This is a genomic window from Streptomyces sp. NPDC053560 (assembly GCF_044544605.1).
Classification (GTDB): Bacteria; Actinomycetota; Actinomycetes; order Streptomycetales; family Streptomycetaceae; genus Streptomyces.
Genome location: NZ_JBITXI010000025.1, coordinates 44,473 through 62,579, shown reverse-complemented (window position 1 = coordinate 62,579; position 18,107 = coordinate 44,473). Strand labels below are relative to the sequence as shown.

At 70.8% G+C, this 18,107-nt stretch carries 20 protein-coding genes; 8 read left to right on the top strand and 12 right to left on the bottom strand.

Translation table 11 applies throughout. From position 1 onward, the window contains the following. Positions 1-2,082: 2,082 nt before the first annotated feature. The gene (locus ACIGQF_RS37815; RefSeq protein WP_399720417.1) at positions 2,083-2,874 is read right to left on the bottom strand and encodes a hypothetical protein; all 792 of its coding nucleotides are present in this window, start codon (positions 2,872-2,874) and stop codon (positions 2,083-2,085) included. Positions 2,875-3,044: 170 nt separating this feature from the next. Between ACIGQF_RS37815 and ACIGQF_RS37810 the strand changes: the two genes are divergently transcribed. From ACIGQF_RS37810 to ACIGQF_RS37785, 6 genes are all read left to right on the top strand, one after another. Then, positions 3,045-3,470, top strand: a complete 426-nt coding sequence (locus ACIGQF_RS37810) for a hypothetical protein (protein ID WP_399720414.1) — start codon at positions 3,045-3,047, stop codon at positions 3,468-3,470. 148 nt (positions 3,471-3,618) lie between these two features. Further along, a complete protein-coding gene (locus ACIGQF_RS37805; RefSeq protein WP_399720412.1) occupies positions 3,619-4,239 on the top strand; it encodes a hypothetical protein in 621 nt (206 codons plus the stop codon). Further along, positions 4,236-5,357 (top strand): integrase, encoded by a 1,122-nt coding sequence (locus ACIGQF_RS37800; RefSeq protein WP_399720409.1) that lies wholly within the window; start codon positions 4,236-4,238, stop codon positions 5,355-5,357. Before ACIGQF_RS37805 ends, ACIGQF_RS37800 begins: the two co-directional genes overlap by 4 nt. Before the next feature lie 571 nt (positions 5,358-5,928). Continuing rightward, on the top strand, positions 5,929-6,192 hold the full coding sequence (locus ACIGQF_RS37795; RefSeq protein ID WP_399720406.1) for a hypothetical protein: 264 nt from the start codon (positions 5,929-5,931) through the stop codon (positions 6,190-6,192). Between the two features lie 1,141 nt (positions 6,193-7,333). Then, entirely contained in the window at positions 7,334-7,660 is a 327-nt protein-coding gene (locus ACIGQF_RS37790; RefSeq protein ID WP_399720403.1) for a DUF6233 domain-containing protein, read from the top strand. A gap of 26 nt (positions 7,661-7,686) precedes the next feature. Further along, the gene (locus ACIGQF_RS37785; RefSeq protein ID WP_399720401.1) at positions 7,687-8,622 is read left to right on the top strand and encodes a hypothetical protein; all 936 of its coding nucleotides are present in this window, start codon (positions 7,687-7,689) and stop codon (positions 8,620-8,622) included. Between the two features lie 156 nt (positions 8,623-8,778). On the opposite strand, the gene ACIGQF_RS37780 is transcribed toward ACIGQF_RS37785, so the two are convergent. The 11 genes from ACIGQF_RS37780 to ACIGQF_RS37730 form a co-directional block, all read right to left on the bottom strand. Then, positions 8,779-9,429: a hypothetical protein gene (locus ACIGQF_RS37780; protein ID WP_399720398.1), complete on the bottom strand. Its 651-nt coding sequence runs from the start codon at positions 9,427-9,429 to the stop codon at positions 8,779-8,781. 184 nt (positions 9,430-9,613) lie between these two features. Next, positions 9,614-10,486 carry a hypothetical protein gene (locus ACIGQF_RS37775; protein ID WP_399720396.1) on the bottom strand — a complete coding sequence of 291 codons (873 nt, stop codon included), beginning with the start codon at positions 10,484-10,486 and terminating at the stop codon, positions 9,614-9,616. A gap of 247 nt (positions 10,487-10,733) precedes the next feature. After that, positions 10,734-11,216 carry a hypothetical protein gene (locus ACIGQF_RS37770; protein WP_399720394.1) on the bottom strand — a complete coding sequence of 161 codons (483 nt, stop codon included), beginning with the start codon at positions 11,214-11,216 and terminating at the stop codon, positions 10,734-10,736. Beyond that, a complete protein-coding gene (locus tag ACIGQF_RS37765) occupies positions 11,213-11,569 on the bottom strand; it encodes a hypothetical protein (RefSeq protein WP_399720392.1) in 357 nt (118 codons plus the stop codon). The genes ACIGQF_RS37770 and ACIGQF_RS37765 overlap by 4 nt, the downstream gene beginning before the upstream one ends. After that, complete coding sequence (locus ACIGQF_RS37760) at positions 11,566-12,204, bottom strand: hypothetical protein (RefSeq protein ID WP_399720390.1); 639 nt, start codon at positions 12,202-12,204, stop codon at positions 11,566-11,568. Before ACIGQF_RS37760 ends, ACIGQF_RS37765 begins: the two co-directional genes overlap by 4 nt. Then, a complete protein-coding gene (locus ACIGQF_RS37755) occupies positions 12,201-12,971 on the bottom strand; it encodes a hypothetical protein (protein WP_399720387.1) in 771 nt (256 codons plus the stop codon). The genes ACIGQF_RS37760 and ACIGQF_RS37755 overlap by 4 nt, the downstream gene beginning before the upstream one ends. Beyond that, on the bottom strand, positions 12,968-14,035 hold the full coding sequence (locus ACIGQF_RS37750) for a DnaB-like helicase N-terminal domain-containing protein (RefSeq protein WP_399720385.1): 1,068 nt from the start codon (positions 14,033-14,035) through the stop codon (positions 12,968-12,970). Before ACIGQF_RS37750 ends, ACIGQF_RS37755 begins: the two co-directional genes overlap by 4 nt. 130 nt (positions 14,036-14,165) lie before the next feature. Next, positions 14,166-14,588, bottom strand: a complete 423-nt coding sequence (locus ACIGQF_RS37745; protein ID WP_399720382.1) for a hypothetical protein — start codon at positions 14,586-14,588, stop codon at positions 14,166-14,168. After that, on the bottom strand, positions 14,588-14,911 hold the full coding sequence (locus tag ACIGQF_RS37740; protein ID WP_399720379.1) for a hypothetical protein: 324 nt from the start codon (positions 14,909-14,911) through the stop codon (positions 14,588-14,590). The genes ACIGQF_RS37745 and ACIGQF_RS37740 overlap by 1 nt, the downstream gene beginning before the upstream one ends. Before the next feature lie 80 nt (positions 14,912-14,991). After that, a complete protein-coding gene (locus tag ACIGQF_RS37735) occupies positions 14,992-15,156 on the bottom strand; it encodes a hypothetical protein (protein WP_399720376.1) in 165 nt (54 codons plus the stop codon). 5 nt (positions 15,157-15,161) lie between these two features. Continuing rightward, entirely contained in the window at positions 15,162-15,500 is a 339-nt protein-coding gene (locus tag ACIGQF_RS37730) for a hypothetical protein (protein ID WP_399720373.1), read from the bottom strand. A 312-nt stretch (positions 15,501-15,812) separates the two neighbouring features. On the opposite strand from ACIGQF_RS37730, the gene ACIGQF_RS37725 reads away from it, so the two are divergent. Together ACIGQF_RS37725 and ACIGQF_RS37720 are read left to right on the top strand one after the other, a co-directional pair. Next, entirely contained in the window at positions 15,813-16,112 is a 300-nt protein-coding gene (locus ACIGQF_RS37725) for a chromosome segregation ATPase (RefSeq protein ID WP_399720370.1), read from the top strand. Beyond that, positions 16,109-18,019: a hypothetical protein gene (locus ACIGQF_RS37720; protein WP_399720367.1), complete on the top strand. Its 1,911-nt coding sequence runs from the start codon at positions 16,109-16,111 to the stop codon at positions 18,017-18,019. The genes ACIGQF_RS37725 and ACIGQF_RS37720 overlap by 4 nt, the downstream gene beginning before the upstream one ends. The last annotated feature ends 88 nt before the right edge of the window (positions 18,020-18,107 follow it).

Below are 18,107 nucleotides of genomic sequence, written 5' to 3'. Positions count from 1 at the left end.
GGTCCTCCCACAGGACACCAAGCAGGGCGGCACCAGCAGCAACCAGAGGGCTCCCACAGGGAGCAACCGGGGGCTCCCGCAGACACCAAACAGGGACCGCCACAGACGCCAAAAAAGGGTCCTCCCACAGGACACCAAGCAGGGATGGCTACGCACGTGAACCACGACGTCGTTTGTCGATGACTCGGGGAGTGCCCGTACGCGCGGATCGGCGATGTCCGGGAGAACGGGAACCACCCGCGCTCAGGCCGGCGGGGGCGGCGCTCGTGGGCCTACCTCGATAGCTGCAGGCCCCGGCCAGCGGCGAAGCCGCTGGTCCAGGTAGAGCGTCCCGAGCGAAGTAAGGGCGAACGACCTGGAGGAGCGGCGAGCGACGGCGACGCTCGGCCCGCGAGGAAGGCCACGGTGACTCCCAAACTCGCCAACATAGCCACAGGGGGCTCCCGCAGACGCCCAACCGAGCAACATCAGCAGCAACCGGGGAGCCTCCACGGGCAGCAGGCATGGAGCTCCCACGCACGCCAAAAAGGGTCCTCCCACAGGACACCAAGCAGGGCGGCACAGGCAGCAACCAGAGGGCTCCCACAGGGAGCAACCGGGGGCTCCCACAGACACCAAACAGGGACCGCCACAGACGCCAAAAAAGGGTCCTCTAACAGGACACCAAGCAGGGCGGCACCAGCAGTAACCAGGAGGCTCCCACAGACGCTAAGCAGGGGACCGCCACAGGCGCCCAACTGAGCAGCACCAGCAGCAACCAGGGGGCTCCCACAGGCAGCAGGCATGGAGCTCCCACGCACGCCAAAAACGAGTCCTCCCACAGACGCCCAACCGAGCAGCACCAGCAGCAACCAGAGGGCTCCCACAGACGCCAAACAGAGCAGCGCAAGCAAGCTGGGCCGAGTGTGACCAGTAGGACAGCTCAACGCCCGCCGAAGCGGTCGGTTGACTGGTCAACACTCTGTCCGATGCTCATCGAACGAGGGCTGCACTCGACTCAACACTTGAGGGGTGGTTCTAGTGACACAAGACTCTTGCCATCAAAGACAAACGAATCTAGTAACCAACATTTGCCCGGTTGCCTTCATAACGCACTACACAGCTGACGACAAAGAACGCAGCAGATTCTGCATTAGTCAATGCACTCGTTTGGGAATGAGTTGGTTCACGGAATTACTTGGCTGGTGTAGTCTGATACACGCAACCAACGAGCGGACGATGCGTTCGCCCCGCATGACGGTCCACACGACGAAGAGGACCCCGTACCTCCCGCCGGTCAGCGAAGAAGGCACGGGGCCCTGTGTCGGTGAGTGGACGAGATGGGTCCGGTCCTGGCAGGGGCCGGGCCCATCAGCGGTTCCTAGAGCCCGAGCAGCCAGATCCTGATCACGTAGTACGTGATCTGCACGACCCGGACCGCCGGCAGTAACGCGTCTGCGTACCGCCGGGGCTTTGTTCTCACCGGCTCTGTCGCCCGCTGGGCTTCATCGCCGGAGCACACCTGTCCCTCACCCCCCTTCGCAACTAGGCGCCGACTGGACGCCGCCCCAACAACTCCGGGGAGGTGCTGAAAATATACACCAGGAAACCGCACGCGATTGGCCCTGCTCCCCGTCAGGGGCGACGAATACCCAAGTTTTCTGTATGTGCTTGGCACTAAGCGTTGCGGGCACCCCGGACTCCGTTATTTCACGGCCGCCATCGGGCTTTCTCGAATTCGCAGGTCAAAGCCCCCTGCGCGCATCCGCTGGCCCCTCTTCCAGATGCGCCTTCGGGCCCGCCAGCGGCAAGCGCGGCAGGGCGCGCGGCGGCGTTTCGCCCACCATGCGGTTCCTCTCCCGGGGACAGTCCAGCGGCACGAACGACGGGGCTCCCGCGCCGCCCGCGCCCCCGTACGGATCCGCCGGCTCGGCCTGGAAGAGGGACACCCCCCGGACGTGGCCGGGCGACGCAACGCCCTCCGCGCAGCGGGCACCTCGATGGCACCCTGAGGTCATGCGTCGATGAGGACGGACGGGTGCGACAACCGGTCCGCGGGCGGCAAGACGACGGCCCCGGTCGGCACGGACCGGGGCCGCGGGGCTACAGCGCCCCGGCCCGCTCCAGGGCCAGTTCGGCGTGCTCGCGGTTCTGCTTGGCGAACTGGTGCCGCTCCTCAGCGCCGGCGCGGTGCTCCTCGGCGAGGGTCGGCTCGGCAGCCATCAACTCCTCGTGCACTCCGGCCAGGGCGGCCTGCAGGTCAGCGGTGGCAGTGCAGTTGGCGGCCAGCCGGAGCCAGCCGGTGCGGTCGGTCGGCTCCTTGAGACGGTCGTACTCCTCGTGGCAGCGCCGCAGGTCGCGGGTGAGCTCTTCGCGGCGGGCGTGCAGCTGCTGACCGCGGGCGCGTTGGGCTTCTTCGTAGGCGGCGGAGCCGGGGTGGCGGGTGGCGTCCAGGCCGGCGGAGACAGCATCGGTGCGTGCGGGGTCCCCGGTGGGGGTGGCGTACTGGGCGTCGAGGAAGGCGACGGTGTCCAGGGTGCGGACCTCAGGGGCGGAAGAGCTGATGCGGCCGCGTCGGGCCCACGACTGCACCACGCCGGCCCAGCGCTCGTGGGCGGACTGCCGGGTGGTGCCGGCGGCCTGGGCGAGCTGCTCCCAGGTGGTGCCGCGTTCCCGCTCGGCGATGACCGCGCTCTCCACGGCGGCCTCGGCGAGTCGCCGCAGGTCGAGCGCTTGGCACAGGAGGTCGCCGGCGGGGGTATCGGGGTCGACCGGGATGGATCGGCGGGCCTGGCTGCTGAGGTGCCAGGTGGCATCGGCGAGGCGGACGCGGGCTTCGTCGCGGGGGGAGAGGGTGCGCGGTCCGGCGGCGGCCTCGGGGAGATCGGTCGTCATGTCCGTCAGGGTAGCCCTGACAGTGGCGGCGTGTCAGGGAAATCCTGACGATGGACCGGTTTCCGTCCCCGGAGGCGGAGTCGCATCGGATAACCTCTCCTTATCCGACGCGACAGAACGGGACATGACGCCCCGTCGCCGCCGCGTCCGACAGGAGGGGAATCCAGCCCGTGTACTTCGCCCACGACGAGCCCCGCACCGCCCCGTTCAACGCCGACGACCTGCGGGAGGAACACGCCCAGGAGCTCAGCGCCTACCTGACCGAGGTCACCCGGCACCTGGTCCAGAAGCACCCGGAGGGCAGCCTTGAGCAACGTGCGGCCCGCACCATGGAGGAAGCGGTCGGCATCCACCTCGACGCCCTCAAGGAGTGCTTCGGGGACGAGGAGCCCGAGACGCTCCGGGCCCGTAAGGCGGCCTGGAACCGGCTGATGTTCATCATCCGGCCCTTCGAGGGACTGCCCCGGTTCGACACCTACCGGTGGCGACTGGTCCCCCACGCCGACGCCGACGAGGCGGTCGAGGGCGCCCGCCGCCTGCTCGCGTCCCGGGAGGCGGCCGCAGAGAAGAAGCGCAGCGTGCTGGAAGGCCGTTGACCACGGTCTCGCCCGGGCTGCCGTCCGCCGAGAAGGACTCCGGCGGGCGGCAGCCCGCTGCGCCGGCCGACGGCGCGCCGAAGGAGACCACCCTGAAGATGCGCCGCCACCGGCCTGTGGGTGCGGGCGGCAGAGAAGGAGGCAGTACATGAGTCGCAGCCGTCAGGCCGCCCTGCTGTCCCGGCACCTGTCCGAGGTCACCGGTGTCGACGTGACGCTGTCCTACGACACCGGCGCCCGGTGGGTTCTCGGCTGGACGGACGGCCCGCTGCCCGAGGAGATGCGCGCCCACCTGGATGCCGCCCTCGCCGGGCACCGCTACGCCGAGCTGCGCGACCGCACCATCGAGTGCGCGCGCACCTGCTCGGCGCGGGCCTGGGCCGCGCGGGCGATCGCCTCCCGCCGGGAGGGCACCCTCGCGACGGCCATCGCCGACGGCGCGGCCCACCGCCGCGCCCTGGGCGTGCAACTGCCCCGCCTCGGCTCCCAGGACCCGGACGGGAGCCACGAGTACTACGCCCTGCTGTCCCAAGTGGAGGAGCTGTGCCGGGCGACCGCCTACCCGGAGCGACCGGGCGCGCCCGAGGACGAACCGCTCATCGCGCAGCTGCTCACGGCCGGCACCCGCCCGCGCCCCTCGGGGGTACGGACCCTCAGCGAGTACGACATGGCGCGCGCCCTGCTCGCCACCGAGCAGGCGCCCGCGGGAGACGGACCGCCCCGGCTCACCGTCGTCCCCGCCGCCGAGGGGAAGGACGCCGACCGATGACGACCCTGACGCCCCCCTTCGACACGGCCGCCGGCGACGCCGCCGAAACCGAGAGCGCCCCGGCGCCCCCGGACCCGGCGGCCGCCGAACGGCAGGCGCTCATCGAGCGGTGGGCACAACGCCACGGCATCGACGTCGCCCGCCGCCTGGCCGAGGCCGAGGACCTGGCCGACGCCGTGGGCAAGGAAATCACCCCGGAGAACACCACCGACACCTACGCCAAGTCCTGGCGGGTGTGGACGCGGTTCTGCGCCGCCACCCGCCTGCCGGAACGGGAGGCCAGCCGCGGCTCGCTGGTGGCGTTCGTGACCTGGATGCTGCGCGAGGGCCAGCAGAACGGGAAGGGCTACGCGGCCACTTCGGCGTCCACCCTCCTGGCCGGCGCCGTCGTCGGGCTGCGCGAGCGCGGGGTCGCCGTCTCCGCCGATGACCAGGCCGCCGCCCGCACCGCGCTGGACGGCCTCGCCGTGAAGCTGCTGCAGAACGGCGAACGGCGCGGCCGCGGCAAGGCGGCCACCGCCCACCTCGACGGCCTGCGCGCCATCGCCCGCACCTGCCCCGACACCCTGGCCGGCGCCCGCGACAAGGCCCTCACCCTCACCGGTTTCCACTACGCCAGCCGCGCCCAGGACCCCGCCGGACTCCTCGCCGGCGACGTGACGCTGCACCCGCGCGGCCTGATCGTCTCCGTGCTCACCGGCAAGACCAAGCACTCCGTGCGGGACGCCAAGATCCCCTACGGCGAGGACGCGGAGCTCTGCCCCGTCCGCGCCTGGACCGCCTACCGCACCCGCCTCGCCGCCGAGGCGGACCCGCACTGGAGCCGACCCGCCGCCCCCGCCTTCGTCGGCATCGACCGCTGGGGCCGCCTCACCGGCGGCATGGGCCCCGACTCCGTCACCCGCGCCATCAAGCGCATCTCGGCCCGGGCCGGGGTGCCGCTCGCCTGGACCGGTCACTCCCTGCGCATCGGCCTGGCCGTGGCCGGCCGCAAGCACGGCAAGGACTCCGTCGTCATCGCCGACCAGGGCGGGTGGGCCCGCCACTCCCGCTCCCTGCAGGGCTACTTCGTCATCGACGACGGCTGGGACGACAACGCCTCCGCCGGCCTGACCTGACGGCGGCGGCGTATCCCCACGGGCGCAGCGAGTCCGACCTCGACACCCAACCTGTCGGCCGGCGGCGCGCCGTACCAGGCAATGAGTGCGGTGAGCGCCTACCGCACGCACCGGGCAGCAACGCGTGGGCGGCCAAGGAGTTTCGGCACCGCTCTTTCTGACGAACGCTGCCACGCCCGTCAGGGGATCTCCTGGCGGGGCGTGGCAGCGGAGGTATGCGCAGGTGAGGGCGGGTGTCCACGGAGGCGCTCTCCTGGCGAAGTTCACCCTTTGGTCGGTAGGGGCCGCCCGGCGCGCCGTACGGCCCGAAATCGCATTTTCCCTGCTCAGTGCGCAATCGAACTAATGGGCGTAACCCTATGGGTGTCGGTGCGCGTGCGGCGGTGGGCGCTGGCTCGTCCAGGGCCTCGGTACCTTCTTCTCCAGCGGCCCACCGCCCGAGGGCTCTCGCCGAGTTCGAAGACGACGAAGGGAAGCCGGCAGTGGCGTCCAACCTGTGCCGAACTTCCCTCTCGTGTCGTGGACCGTGCCGCTCCATCCATCCAGCGCGGAAGAGAAGGAGAACATGTCCGTGACTACGCTCGACCGTACCCCAGACCCGGGGTCTCCCAGCAGCTTCATAGCGCCGAATGCCCCCGCCCCGCAGCCGCCGGGCGGTGAGGCGCCCCTGATGCCGCTGCGCACCTTCGTCCTTCTCATCAGCGCCCTCGGCATCGGCACGGTCGTCGGCGTGCTGACCGCAATGGGCGGTACAGCCCCGACGGGCGCGGTGCTGGCCGGGCTGGCCGCCGGCGGCGCGGTACTGGTCGGCCTCCACAAGCTCATCGGCGGGTAGGCCGGGCGGTCCGCTGAGTTGCGGCCTGCGGCTCGACGAGCACCGATTCGCTGTCCGACGCTAACGGCTAAGGCCCAGGTCAGCGGGGCTGAGCCTGCCCCCGGCGTGGCACCCGAGCACTTCCTGACACGCGCCTGGCCTGCACCGCTTATAAAAACGGCTCCTCATTGGAGGGGCCGTTCGTCGTCACGGCCACCGGCATAACTGTGACAGCTGACAGGGCTTCCGGGCGTCCCGGAGCTGCGGGAAAGAACCCCATCTCTTACTGGAGAGGGGCAGGAACCTCGCGCCGGCCGGGGAGCATGTCCGCCTCCTCAACGGGGAGCGGACTGCGCGCACCGAAGGGGCACACGAAGAAGAATGCAGAAACCGCCATGGGGAGCAGATAGGCTTACGCCTGCATCGCGTCTCTGAACTCTTCGGTCACAACTGCGCGGCTTCGTCCGCCAGTTCGCACGCCTCCCGGCGCCTTGGGCATCACGGCGCACAGATCGGGAGGGAAGGGAGGTGATGTAGATGAGTGTTGAGCTGGACAAGCACCGTCCGAAGTGGCCGCCGTGGGAGAAGTGGTCGGTTCTCTTAGCGGTGGTGGGTGCGCTGGCGAACCTCGTCGCCCTGGTCAAGTAGGACCAGGCGCACAGTGCCGGTGAGACTCGGTCGCGGGAGGCTGCAGACATGCAGCGAGCCCGATCGACGCCTATGCGACCGGGCTCGGCACTGCGGAGGGCTTCGGTTCCTGGCAGGGAACCGGGGCCCTCTTGCGTGCGGGCTGCGCCCGCATGCGGCGACGGGTTCTTAGGTATTAAAGAACATGTCGCGCGACCACTATACGACTCTTAAAGCTTGCAGGAACTGGCGACCGGCAGGTCATCTTTAAGAGATTCCGGCGGCGTCACTGACACGGGAGCCGGGGCGGCAGAGCCAGGCGGGCCCCTCCCGGTCGACTCGGGGGAGGGGCCCTTCGGCGCCGCAGCGGATGCCTCTTCCGGTCGTGGCTGGACGGACCGGATCGGCATCGGCTGGAGGGCGAGGCCCTGCAGCCGCCAGAGCGCTTTCGTCCTCGGTAGACCAACGAGTAGCAGCTGCGGAACGTCACGTGCTCGACGATGCTGCTGCTGGCATCCGGCGTACGCTGAAGGACATGACCTCCCTGTCGCTCGGCGAACTCCATGAGCTGCGGGCCACGCTCGCGGAGGAGCTGGCCGCGGTCGATACGGAGATCTCCGCCCGGCAGCAGGCGGACACCGTCACCGCGGAGCCGGGCTGGCCGGTCTCCCGCAATCCGGGCCGGGTGCTCGGGCGGGGGCCGCAGCGCGAGGTCCACCGGCCGTCCTGCTGGTCCTATCCGGCCGGGTCGGTCACGGTGGACACCGCCCGGGCCCGCCGGGGGCTGGCGGAGGGTCGGTACGGGGTGTGCCCGTCCTGCCGCCCGGAGCAAGCCCTGGCCGCGGAGGCCGCGCCGGCATAGGGCGGGCGGTAGGCGAGAATCGGCGGGTGCTGACGTCCTCGGAGTTCCCCTCGCTGGTCGCGCTGGATGCGCTGATAGCGGACCTGCCCGCGGGAGCGGCCCGCCGGCGGCAGCTGGGCATGGTCCGCGAGGAACTGCACCGGGCCCTGCAGCGCGGCGCCCTGCCCGTCCCCGCCCGGCGCAGCCTGCGCCGCCTCCTGGAGCCCGAGGCGCTCGCCTCCTACGTGCGGCTCGCCGAGTCCGGCGCCCTGCGTACCCGGCTGGTGGACGGGCAGCGCCCGCCCACCTCCGCGGCCACCAATGACATCCGCCGGCGGTGCCTGGATGCCTTGCGCGCCGCGCTCGGCCTGCCCGCGCTGCGCGCCGGCGGCGAGGTGCTGCCGCTGCGGCCCACCCCGGAGTTCGGCACCCTGGCCGCCCTGCGCCGCCGGCTCGACCAGGACCTGGCCGGGCACCTGGCGGCGAGCCAGGTCCGGCTCACCGCGCTGCTGGCCCTGATCCTCGACGCCGCCCCGCGCGCCGGCGAGCTGGCCGCGCTGCGTCTGGAGCACCTCGCTCCGGACACCGCCGCGGTGTATGTCGAAGCCCAGCCACAGCGCGGCGGCGGCGACCCGGAGGGCGAAGGATCCTGGTATGCGCTGTCGCCGCTGAGCCGGGCCGCGCTGGAGCGCTGGCTGCCGCTGCGCGCCGACCTGGCCCAGCGTGCCCACGGCACCGCACGGCTGTGGGTCTCCCTCTGGTACAACCACGACGGTGATCCCGACCGGGAGGGCGCCACGCTGAACCGCCCGCCGGGGATGCCGCTGGAGGAGAACGGGCTGATCACCAGCTACCGGCGCGGCCGCACCCGATACGGGCTCACCACCCTGCTGCCGCCGAAGCTGGAGCAGCTGCGCCGGGCCGTCCTGGCTGAGACCCCGCCGACCGTCACCCACACGCGGCTGGACGCCTTCCACCGCTGACGCGTCTGGCTTGGGCCTGCGGCGGGCGATGCCACAGGGCTTGTTATTGGGAGCTGCAGTGCGGCAGGTGGCACCAGCGTGGTCGGGTGCGAGTAGTTGCGATACAGGAAGTGCCGCTGAGATTGATATGGCCCGGCGGACGTCGGGTCGAGCGGCTCAGTTGTCCTGGTCGTCTTCGCTGTCCGGGCGGACGCCGTTGTTGCGGTCCCAGGCCCATCCGGCCGCCAGGGCGGCGATGCCTACGGCCGGCCCGACTTCCAGAGCCTTGGACATGACCTCGTCGGCGGTGTCGTTGGAGAACGACAGCGTCATCAGGGCCAGCAGGACGACCGTGCCCACGAACAGGACGAACGACTGGCGGCGTACCTCGATCGGCAAGTAGTCGATGCCACTCTCCTCCGTGAACTGGCGGGCCGTGTCCTCCAACTCCGCCACCATCGCGTCCGAGACGGCAGCCGCGTCCGCGGACCGGTAGGCGTCTTCCACGACCGAGACCGCAGTCGTCCGCTGCTCGTCGGTCAGCACGCGCCAGGCGGCGACACTATTCAGCATGCGGTCCAAGCCGGTCATGTCGAGTGACAGAGTCAGCCGCCGCAGCCCTTCCGTCTGCTCGTCGATTATGGCGGCCAGCTGCTGTACCGTCGCTTCGACGCCGGCGAGCCAGGCAGACTGCGGCTCGGCCAGGGCCTGCTGCATCCGCTCGGCCAGCTGCTGGCCAAGACGCGCGTCTACGTCGGCGAGGTACGCGTTCAGGTCGCGCGCCTGATACTGCGCCGAGCGCCCCAGAGAGTCGATGGCGTTTTGCATCGGCTCCCACTGAGATATCGCGGCGGCAGCGCGCTGGGCCGCGTCAGATAGGGGCTGGGGGAGGTCAGAAGACATGCGATCACCCTGCCACAGGGTCTGACACGCCTCCGAGCGGCGATGCGGCAGCCCGTCCATGATCAATCTCAGCGGCACTTCCTGTACCGCAACTACTCACACCCGGTGTTCAGGGGCGGAAAACTTCGATGAGCGACAAGACACGCCTCCAGTCGGCACCGAAGGCGACGATCGCCGAGAGAATGCCCACGCCCGCGATCACAGCCCAGGCCGTAACGTCCGGCACGTTCCATATGCCGACTCCGACAGCCGCGCCGGTCAGCATCAGCACCGCGGCCGCGTGCCGCAGCAGATCGTAGCTGCGGGCCGGCTCCTCCTGGTCGGTAATGCTCACGGGCAGTAGGTCGCCGATCCGGTTCGCGGCGCTGCTGGCAGCGATGCGTACCAGAAGCCCCGTCAGCTGCTCCAGCGCGCAGTCCTGGTGGGTGTCATCCAGTCGGTTCTCGGCTGAGCGGAGCACCGCGACGACCTTGCCGGCATGCGTCCGCAAAGCAGTCTGGCGGGAAGGGCGCCCGATTGCGACGGTTCGCTGGGCGCGCCGCGTCCGGAAGACGGCTCGCTCCACCGAACGGATGGCGACAGAGGCTTCGCGCAGTGCGTCGGACCGGTCCTCGCCTGTTTTCGCCTTCGCGGTGGCGCAGGAGTTGATTGCTGCAGCGCAGAGTCCCACCAGTCGGTACCGCCGCATTCGGCGGGGCGCGCCGATGGTGAACATGATCCCGTAGATCGGCAGGTACAGGAACACCGCGGCGAACGTCAGGGAGTTGAACCGCTCGCCGGTGTACTTGGCAGCGATCACCACGGCAATGCCGTAAGCCATCATGCCGCGGGAGATGTTGTGGATCAGTGCCCGTCCCCACCACAAGTGGTACTGGCGGAGGGCTGTGCGCAGGTGCAGGGGCAGGACGATCCAGGGAAAGCCCAGGTCGTGCACATTCTTCTGCATGGTGTCGACCTGGGTGCTGGCCGACGCCTCGCGCATGCGGCGCCATGCACGTAACGGGCGGGGTATGGGCACGGGAGGAGGGGTTCCTTTCGTGAAGCGCGGTGATCAGAGAGACGAGCCAGGCATGGCCGCCACGGTGCATGGGTTCGGGTTGATCACTACCTCAGTGAGCCGGGATGCAGTAGCGCCGGATCTGCCCTGTTGATCGTCATGGCGGCACGGTAGTCGCCGTATACGACAAAGCCCCGGCGGTTTTCGCCGGGGCCATCCTGCCGGGGGCGGGTCAGAGGTCGATGTCGTCGTCGTACTCGATGCTGTCGGCGACGACGCGCTCGTGCAGCTCCTGCGGGTCGCGGGGCGCGTCCGCCTCGACCTCCTGCTCGTACCGGTAGAGCGTGCCCAGCTCCTCGGCCCGCGCGCTGCGCACAAGGGTGTCCTGGTGGTCGACCTGGGAGTCCACTTCGGTGGGCGCCTGCGGCCCGGTGAGCGCGCTCCACACGCTCTCGACATGCTGGGGGCTCAGCTCGCGGCTGTTGGTGACCTCCTCCGTGGTACGCGCGCCGCTGCCGAAATCATGCTCGGCCCAGATCCGTTCCTGGCCGTCGAGGACACCGCGGGTGTACTGGGTGTCGCCGACCCTCCGGGTGTCGCTGACCTCGATGTCGTCCCAGTCGGTGAGGTCCATCTCTGCAGCGGCCGCGGTGATGCCGTCGGCATCGTGCAGGAACTCGGCCGCGGGCTGCTGCGGTTCGTGCTGCTGACTCACAGGTCGATCTCCTCCTGGTCGGGAGCGGTCGGGGCGTCGGTGCTCAGTGTCGAGGTGTACGGGCGGGGGTGCACCGTGTGGTCCAGGGCCCGTTCGGCGAAGCCCGGTTCGCCGTCTCCGCGGTGCTGCTCGGCGGCTTCGGTGATCTGCTCGGGGGTGAGGCCGGCCTCGCTCAGCAGGTGCCGGGCGTGCTGGGCCTGGACCTCGTAGGTGGCCACCGCGCCAGGGTCCAGCGGGGCGCCCTCGGCAGCGGCCTGCTCCAGCTCGGCGGCCTGCCGGTCCAGGACGGCAAGGGCGGGCAGGATCGCAGCTGCCCTCTGCTGGTCGTCCGTAGTGGTCTCGGGCGTGCTCACAGTTCCATCTCCTCCATGTCGATGTCGGGGGCAGGGTTGATCGCTGGTTCGAGGCGGTCGGCGGGCAGGTCCAGGTCGACGTAGGAGCGCACCCACACCGAGCCGTCCAGTTGCCAGTCGCCGATGGCGGCCCGGACGTCGGCGCCGGTCAGCCGGTCACCGCGGCAGGCCAGGGCGTCGGCGACGCTGTGCGCGGTGTCCTTGAAACCCGGGGAGTGCAGCAGGGCCAGGGCGTCGGCCTGGGCCCGTGCACCGTCGAGCCGGTAGCCATGCGCGCCGGCCTCCCGGATCACCGCACTCGCCTTGTCCATGTCGCTGCCGCCGAGGATGAGCACCGAGTTGTGGGCGAGGTCCTCGTCGTAGCCGCAGTCGCGCAGTTCCTGCGCGCCGCCCTCGGCCCCGATGAGGTAGACCACCGTCTGCAGCTGGGAGTCGCCCGCGACGGTCCGGTACTGCCCGCCGTGCCGGACGGTCGGGTCGACGTTCGCCCACACCGACTCCACCGGGATGCCCAGGGCCTCGGAGGCCGTGACGTGGGTGGCCTCGTGCATCCGGGTCATCGACGCCCAGTGCCGCGGGTCGATGACACGGTTCCAGCCCTGGGGCACCAGGTCGCCCGGCTGGAGGCGCTTCACCGCTGCTCCCCGCGCTCGGCGGCGGTCAGCTCCCGGGGCGCGTCGTGTCCGGCGGCCCGCAGCAGGGCCGCCACGTCCAGCTCCTCACCGGGGGCGAGCATGCGCTGGGTGCGGGCCAGTTCGGCGTCCCGCACGCGGGCGTCGGAGGCGGCGACGATCGCCCGGACCTTCTCGACCTCCGCGGCGTGCAGGGACTTGGCGACCTCCACGGCGCCGGCGGTGCGGGTCGCGGTGTCCCGCATCTGGTGGTAGCCGCGTACGTGCTCCAGCTCCACAGCGTGGTCGTGGCGGGTGCCCTCGCGGCGCTCGGCCCGCCAGTGGGGCAGGCAGGCGGCGTACGCCGCGGCGAGGGCGACCAGCCACATCAGCACGGCGACCGGCCAGTGCGGCGTCCACGCGGCCACGCCGATCATTCCGAACGTACCGGCCCCCGCGAAGGACATGCCCATGGCGTCCTTGGAGCCGTGCCGCTTGCTGGCGGCGATGATCCCGCCGGTGCCGGCGAGGGCGGCCAGGGTGCCCATCAGCCACAGGGGCTCGGTCGCCCCTTCGGGCAGCATGCCGTGCCAGGCGGTGGCCAATCCCCAGGCGGCGGTGGTCACCAGGGCGGGGGCGAGGCGGCGGAAGTGCCGCATCAGCAGCCGCAGTACGCCGCGGTCCGGGACCGGCGGCAGCGGGGCCACACCGGGGGGCGGGGTGGTGATCTGCTGCTGGTGCTCGATCAGGTAGGCGGTCGGGTCGTACGGCTGGGGCGCGTGCTCGTTCACAGGTCGATCTCCTCGTCGGCGTAGGCGGGTCCGGCCGGGGCGGGCTCTGCGTCGGCCGGGGCGGGTTCCAGCCCGCGCTCGGCGTGGGTGATGCGCTCGCGGTCGGCGGCGACCGGGCGCAGGGCCTGGTCGGCGTGGTCGAGTAACGGGGTGGGGGACAGGCCGGGGTGGCGTCCGGCGTTGCGCATCCGGTGGCCGGCGGCGTCCATCCGGTCCAGAGCGGCGGTGCCCAGCACGCGCTCGCCGGTGAAGGCGGCGGCGCCGGGCACCCCGCCGCGGTCCAGTTCGTCCATGACCTGGTCGCTGGGGGTGGCCCCGGGCTGGCGGTGGGCCTCCCAGGCGACGGTCAGCGGGTCGATCAGCGCCCGTCGCTCGGCGAGCGTGCCCATGGCCCGGTAGACGGCGGCCAGTTGCGGGTCGGAGAAGTCGCTGGGCCGCAGCCACCCGACCTCCGCCAGCTGCTCGGACTGGTAGAGCAGGGAGGCGACCGTTTCGGCTTCCGCCCGCGGATCGGTGCGGGCCCGCTCGGTCCGCTCCGCCAGCGCCAGCGGCTCCTCGGCGGTGGTCTCCAACAGGTTGCGGACGGTTTCCGGGGCGGCGGCCCACGCGGTCGCCAGCCCGGTCAGCCGCTGTCCGGTGCGCTCGGCACCGGCCAGCACCTCTCCGGCCCGGTCGACGTCGGCGGTGCGGGCGGTGTGCCGCAGCTCCTGGCCGGCCTCGGCCACCGTGCGGTGCACCGCGGCGTCCAGCACCATTCCGCCGTACAAAGGAGCGGTGCGGGTGTCCGGGCAGGCGTGGGCGAACTGCGCGATGCGGGAGGGCGGAAGGGAGCGGCGTATGCCCTCTTCCTCGATCCGGGCCACGGCGGCGGTCACCGCGGCCGGGATCTCCGACCGGCTCACCGCGGACCAGTCGATGCTCTGCAAGGCCTGCCACAGTGCCTCAAGGTCGGGGCCGCCGAATGCGGCGGCGGGCAGCCAGCGGCGCAGTGAGGGCAGCAGCTCTGGCCGGTGCAGCACCGCGCCCAGCAGGGCTTCCTCCGCCCGTCGGGTCAGGGTCGTCACAGGTCCACCTCCGCCTCGTCGGCCAGCGCCATGGAGGTGTCGGCGGGCCCGGCTGAGCCCGCCGTGGGCTCCGGCACCATGTCCAGGGCTAACTGGTAGCCGCCGTTCATCTGGCGGGGATCGCAGCGAGTCACCTCTCCTCCCGCAGTACGTGAGCGGCGGTTTCCGCGGAGAGCTGTTCGCGCACCCGGTCCATCAGGACGGTCGGAGGCACCGTGAGGCCCTGGGTGCCGCGCCAGGGGATCGGCAGCGGCAGGGCCGTGACCTCCTCGTCCAGAACGTGGTCGAAGTGCCCGGCCTTGGACCAGGGGGTGCACTGTCCGTCGTCGGCGTGGCAGCCGGTGTACCGGGCGATGCCGATCACGGCGCCCAGGTCGAGCTGTAGGCCGCGCACGACGGAGGCGACGGCGGGCCCGTGCCGGCGCTCCAGGGTTGCGCCCGCGTGGATGAGGACCGGGCCGCGGTAGCAGGTCGACCAGGTCCGGTTCTCGATCCGCTTGTCGGCGAAGATGATGGCCGCCGCCCACGGCTGGCGAATCGTCAGAATGCGCATCAGCCCACCCCCAGCAGGTGCAAGGCCGACCGGCCCACACCGACGACCAGCAGGACGGCGATGACGGCGGCGATGACCGCCCCCCTGCCGGATGCGCTGAGCACCGCGCCCGGCCGCAGTCGGAAGCGGTGGACGCTGGCCACCACGGTGCCGGTGTAAGCGATCAGCGTGGCGCCGACGATGTTCCCGGCACCGACGTCGAGGAGCACGCCGATGATGGCGACCAGGACGGCGATCCCGGCGGCGGCCCACGCGGCTACACGCTCGGGGGTCAGGTAGGGGGTCTGAGTGTGGGTGTCGTTCGAGACGAATGAACGCAGCACAGTTGTCTCCGAGGAGGAAGAAAGACGAAGGGCTGGCCCGTCCCGGGCGGTGCACTGCCCGGGACGGGCCGATGGGGGCGTCAGCCCGTGGTGCGCTCGCCAGCGGTCGGGCGGGCGGCGGCCTCGCGCTCGGCCCGGATGTGGTCGGCCTCGGCCTTGGCGGCAGCGGCGTCCTGGGCGGCCTGCTGGGCGTTCTGCAGGGACTGGCTCGCGGAGGGGTCCTGAATGCAGGCGGTCCTCTCCATGCCGATCACCTGGCCAGCAGTGCGGTCTGGCGCGGGTGGGAACGGCCGGGCTCGGAGACGGGCTCCCGGCCGTCCCGCTCGTGCGGGGTGGGGCGCATCGGCAATTGCGGCTTGTCCTGGTTGTGCACGGGGTTGTCGCAGTACACGACCCCGTTGCGCGTGACGACGGACTTGAAGTCACGGCAGTTGGAGCAGGTGTACCGCGGGCCGATCCGGCCGACGACAGCCAGTCGCGGGCCGGAGATCAGCGGCTGAGCCGGAATGCTCTCGGGGCTCAGGCGCAGCGCGCCCTTGTCGTCCACCTCGATGTCGAAGCCGGCGTACCGACTGAGAGAATTGCTCACGGAGATCCCTCCACTAAGGGGTGTCCCGATCCCGGAGGGCGTTCGCTTCGCCTGTCCGGGGTGGCAGAGGAGCTGCAACTCCCTTGCCGGAGAGAGGGTCAGGGCCTGCAAGCCCTGGCCCTCTCTCGCTTGCCTAACAAACGTATCCCCCAGACCCTTGAAGTTCAAGGGTCTGGGGGATAGATTCTTTTCGTCATCAACAGAAGGGAGCAGCGCATGGGGAGCGCCACCACGGTCTGCGAACGGGCCCCCGCAGGTCGAACCCATAACCTCTTGGGGTCACTGACTCCACAGCCCCAAGGGGGAGACCCGATGGCGGATAACACCTCGCCGAAGCGCACCAGTTCCTCGCAGCCCAGCGAGGGGCGGCCGAAGTGGGTGCCGCTACGAGACGACCACTACAGCGGGCTCACTGCCCTGGCGCGGGACCTGATGGACGCCCGAGCCAAGAAAACTGAGCGCATCACCGAGAACACAGTGATCCGCGTGGCCATCGACCTGGTGCTCGCGCACCCGGAATTGCTGACCGGGGACACGGAGGAGGAGCTGCGCGCTAACGCGATCCGGTACGTAGAGCAGCTGCAGGCGCGTGAGGGGAGGGACCGCCCGTGAACACAAAAGATGTGCAGGAGCTGGTCGACCGCGTCCTCGCTGACACGCCCGTCTGGGTCTTGGTCGTCACTGCCGGCGTCGTGCTTGTCGCCGCGCTCGTCCTGGGATTCCTCACCACGTCGCGGCTGACAGCCCGTCGGACCGAACGGGAGCAGTACCGCCGCGAGGCGCTCGCCCTGGCGAGGGAGCAGGGCCAGCCCGCGCCGGCGGAACCGCTGCGGATGGACCCCAAACCCCTGCTGGGTGGCATCGCGGTCAGTCTCTACGGTCTGTGGGGGTTCGCCACCGGGACGCTCCACCTGCCGGTGTTCTTCGCCGTCGGCTTTGTGTCGATGTTCGACGTGCTGGAACTGCGGCTGTTCTCGCTGATGTACAAGTCGGCGGACCCGAGCAAGGGCTGGACCCCTCAGCTGCGGCTGCTGCAGACCACCGCCTGGGGCTTTGTCGCGGCCTCCGCCATCGCCAATATCGCGCATGCCCCGAACGCCATCGCGGCGCCCTTCATGGCGCTGATGCCGATCGGCGCGGCCTGGGTCATCGAGCTCGACCTGCGCCGGGCGCTGGCGGGCAAGGAAGCGGAGGAGCGGCCGCAGCAGCAGGGTGTGAAGCCCGGTCCGTTCCGGTTGGCCGGCCTGCTCTGGCGACGGCTGTGGGCGTGGGGATTCCGCGTGGCCGGCCTCGACGTCACCGACCGCGCGGACGAAATGGTCCGCCGTGCCCGCGCCCGGGACGCCGCGGACGCCTCGTACGAACTGCGCAAGGCGCTCAAGGACAAGGAACAGCTGGAGGAGGTCGTCGGCAACGCCGGCGTGCCGGGCCGTCGCCGGGGCAAGGTCTCGGAGGAGCAGAAGCGTCTGGATGCGCTGAACAAGGCGCTGGAGAAGAAGATCCGCCCCAAGGCGCAGGCGGCGCTGGAGATGGCGGATACCCAGGATCCGGAGCAGGGGCTGCAGCTCATGCAGCGCATGGCGTGGCTGACTCGCGCGGACGACGTGGCGCTGCTGGACTACGGTCCGGACAGCCCCGCGATGCAGGTCCTGGAAGAGCTGAACATCGCAGCGAACGCGGATTTCATCACCTCGGCGAAGAGAGCGCGTGACGCCGACGCTCTGGCGGAAGCGGCCGAGGAGAAGCGCCGTAAGGCGGAGGAGGCCGTCGCGGCCGCGCAGGAGAAGCTGAAGGCCCTGGAGGCCGAACGGGAGAAGACCGCGGCGGAAGCGGCAGCGGCCGCCGAGGAGATCGCCTCCGAGATCAAGGCGGAGGACAGCAAGCTGCAGGCGCTGCGCCAGGAGCGGCAGAGCCTGGAAAGCAGCGGCGCATCGGCCAGCCAGCTCTACGAGAAGACGGCAAAGGCGCTGGAGGAAGTCCAGCAGGAGGCCCGGGAGGCCCGGGACCGGGTCCAAGAGCTGGAAGGCCGCTTGAAGTCTGTTTCGGATGACCGTGACCGGCGAGTCACTGAAGCTGAGCAGGCCAGGAAGACCGCCCAGGAGTCCTGGGAGAAGGTGCTGGGTCTGCAGGAGCAGGTGGCGGAGCTGGAGCGGCTGCAGGCGACCGGCTCGCTGGCCAAGACCGTGGCGCGGCCGCGGGTCGACGCCCGGATCAACAGGGGCAAGAAGGACGGGGCCAGTCTTGGCGGGAGCACCCGCGAGCAGGTCACCGCGCTCTACCGCAGTCTGCCGGCCGAGAAGCAGCAACTGCGCGGGCGCCCGCTGGCCCGGGCGATCGCCGCGGCGGCCGAAGCGCAGAACCTTGCGCTCGATCCCGACACGGTGCGGCGCAGCCACATCTCCGAGGAACTGCTGGAGGACTACCTGCAGCAGGAGGAGGACGCGGCGCAGGAGAGCGGCGGCGCTGTCCCCGCGCCCCGCGAGCAGTCCGAACCGCAGCACGAGACGGTCGCGCAGTAATGCCGCGGTGTCGTCGAAATCTGTCCACAGGATCCCTGGCGCAGCATCGTCCGACGGCCGGGTGTCCCATCGGGCGGGCAACGTCCGC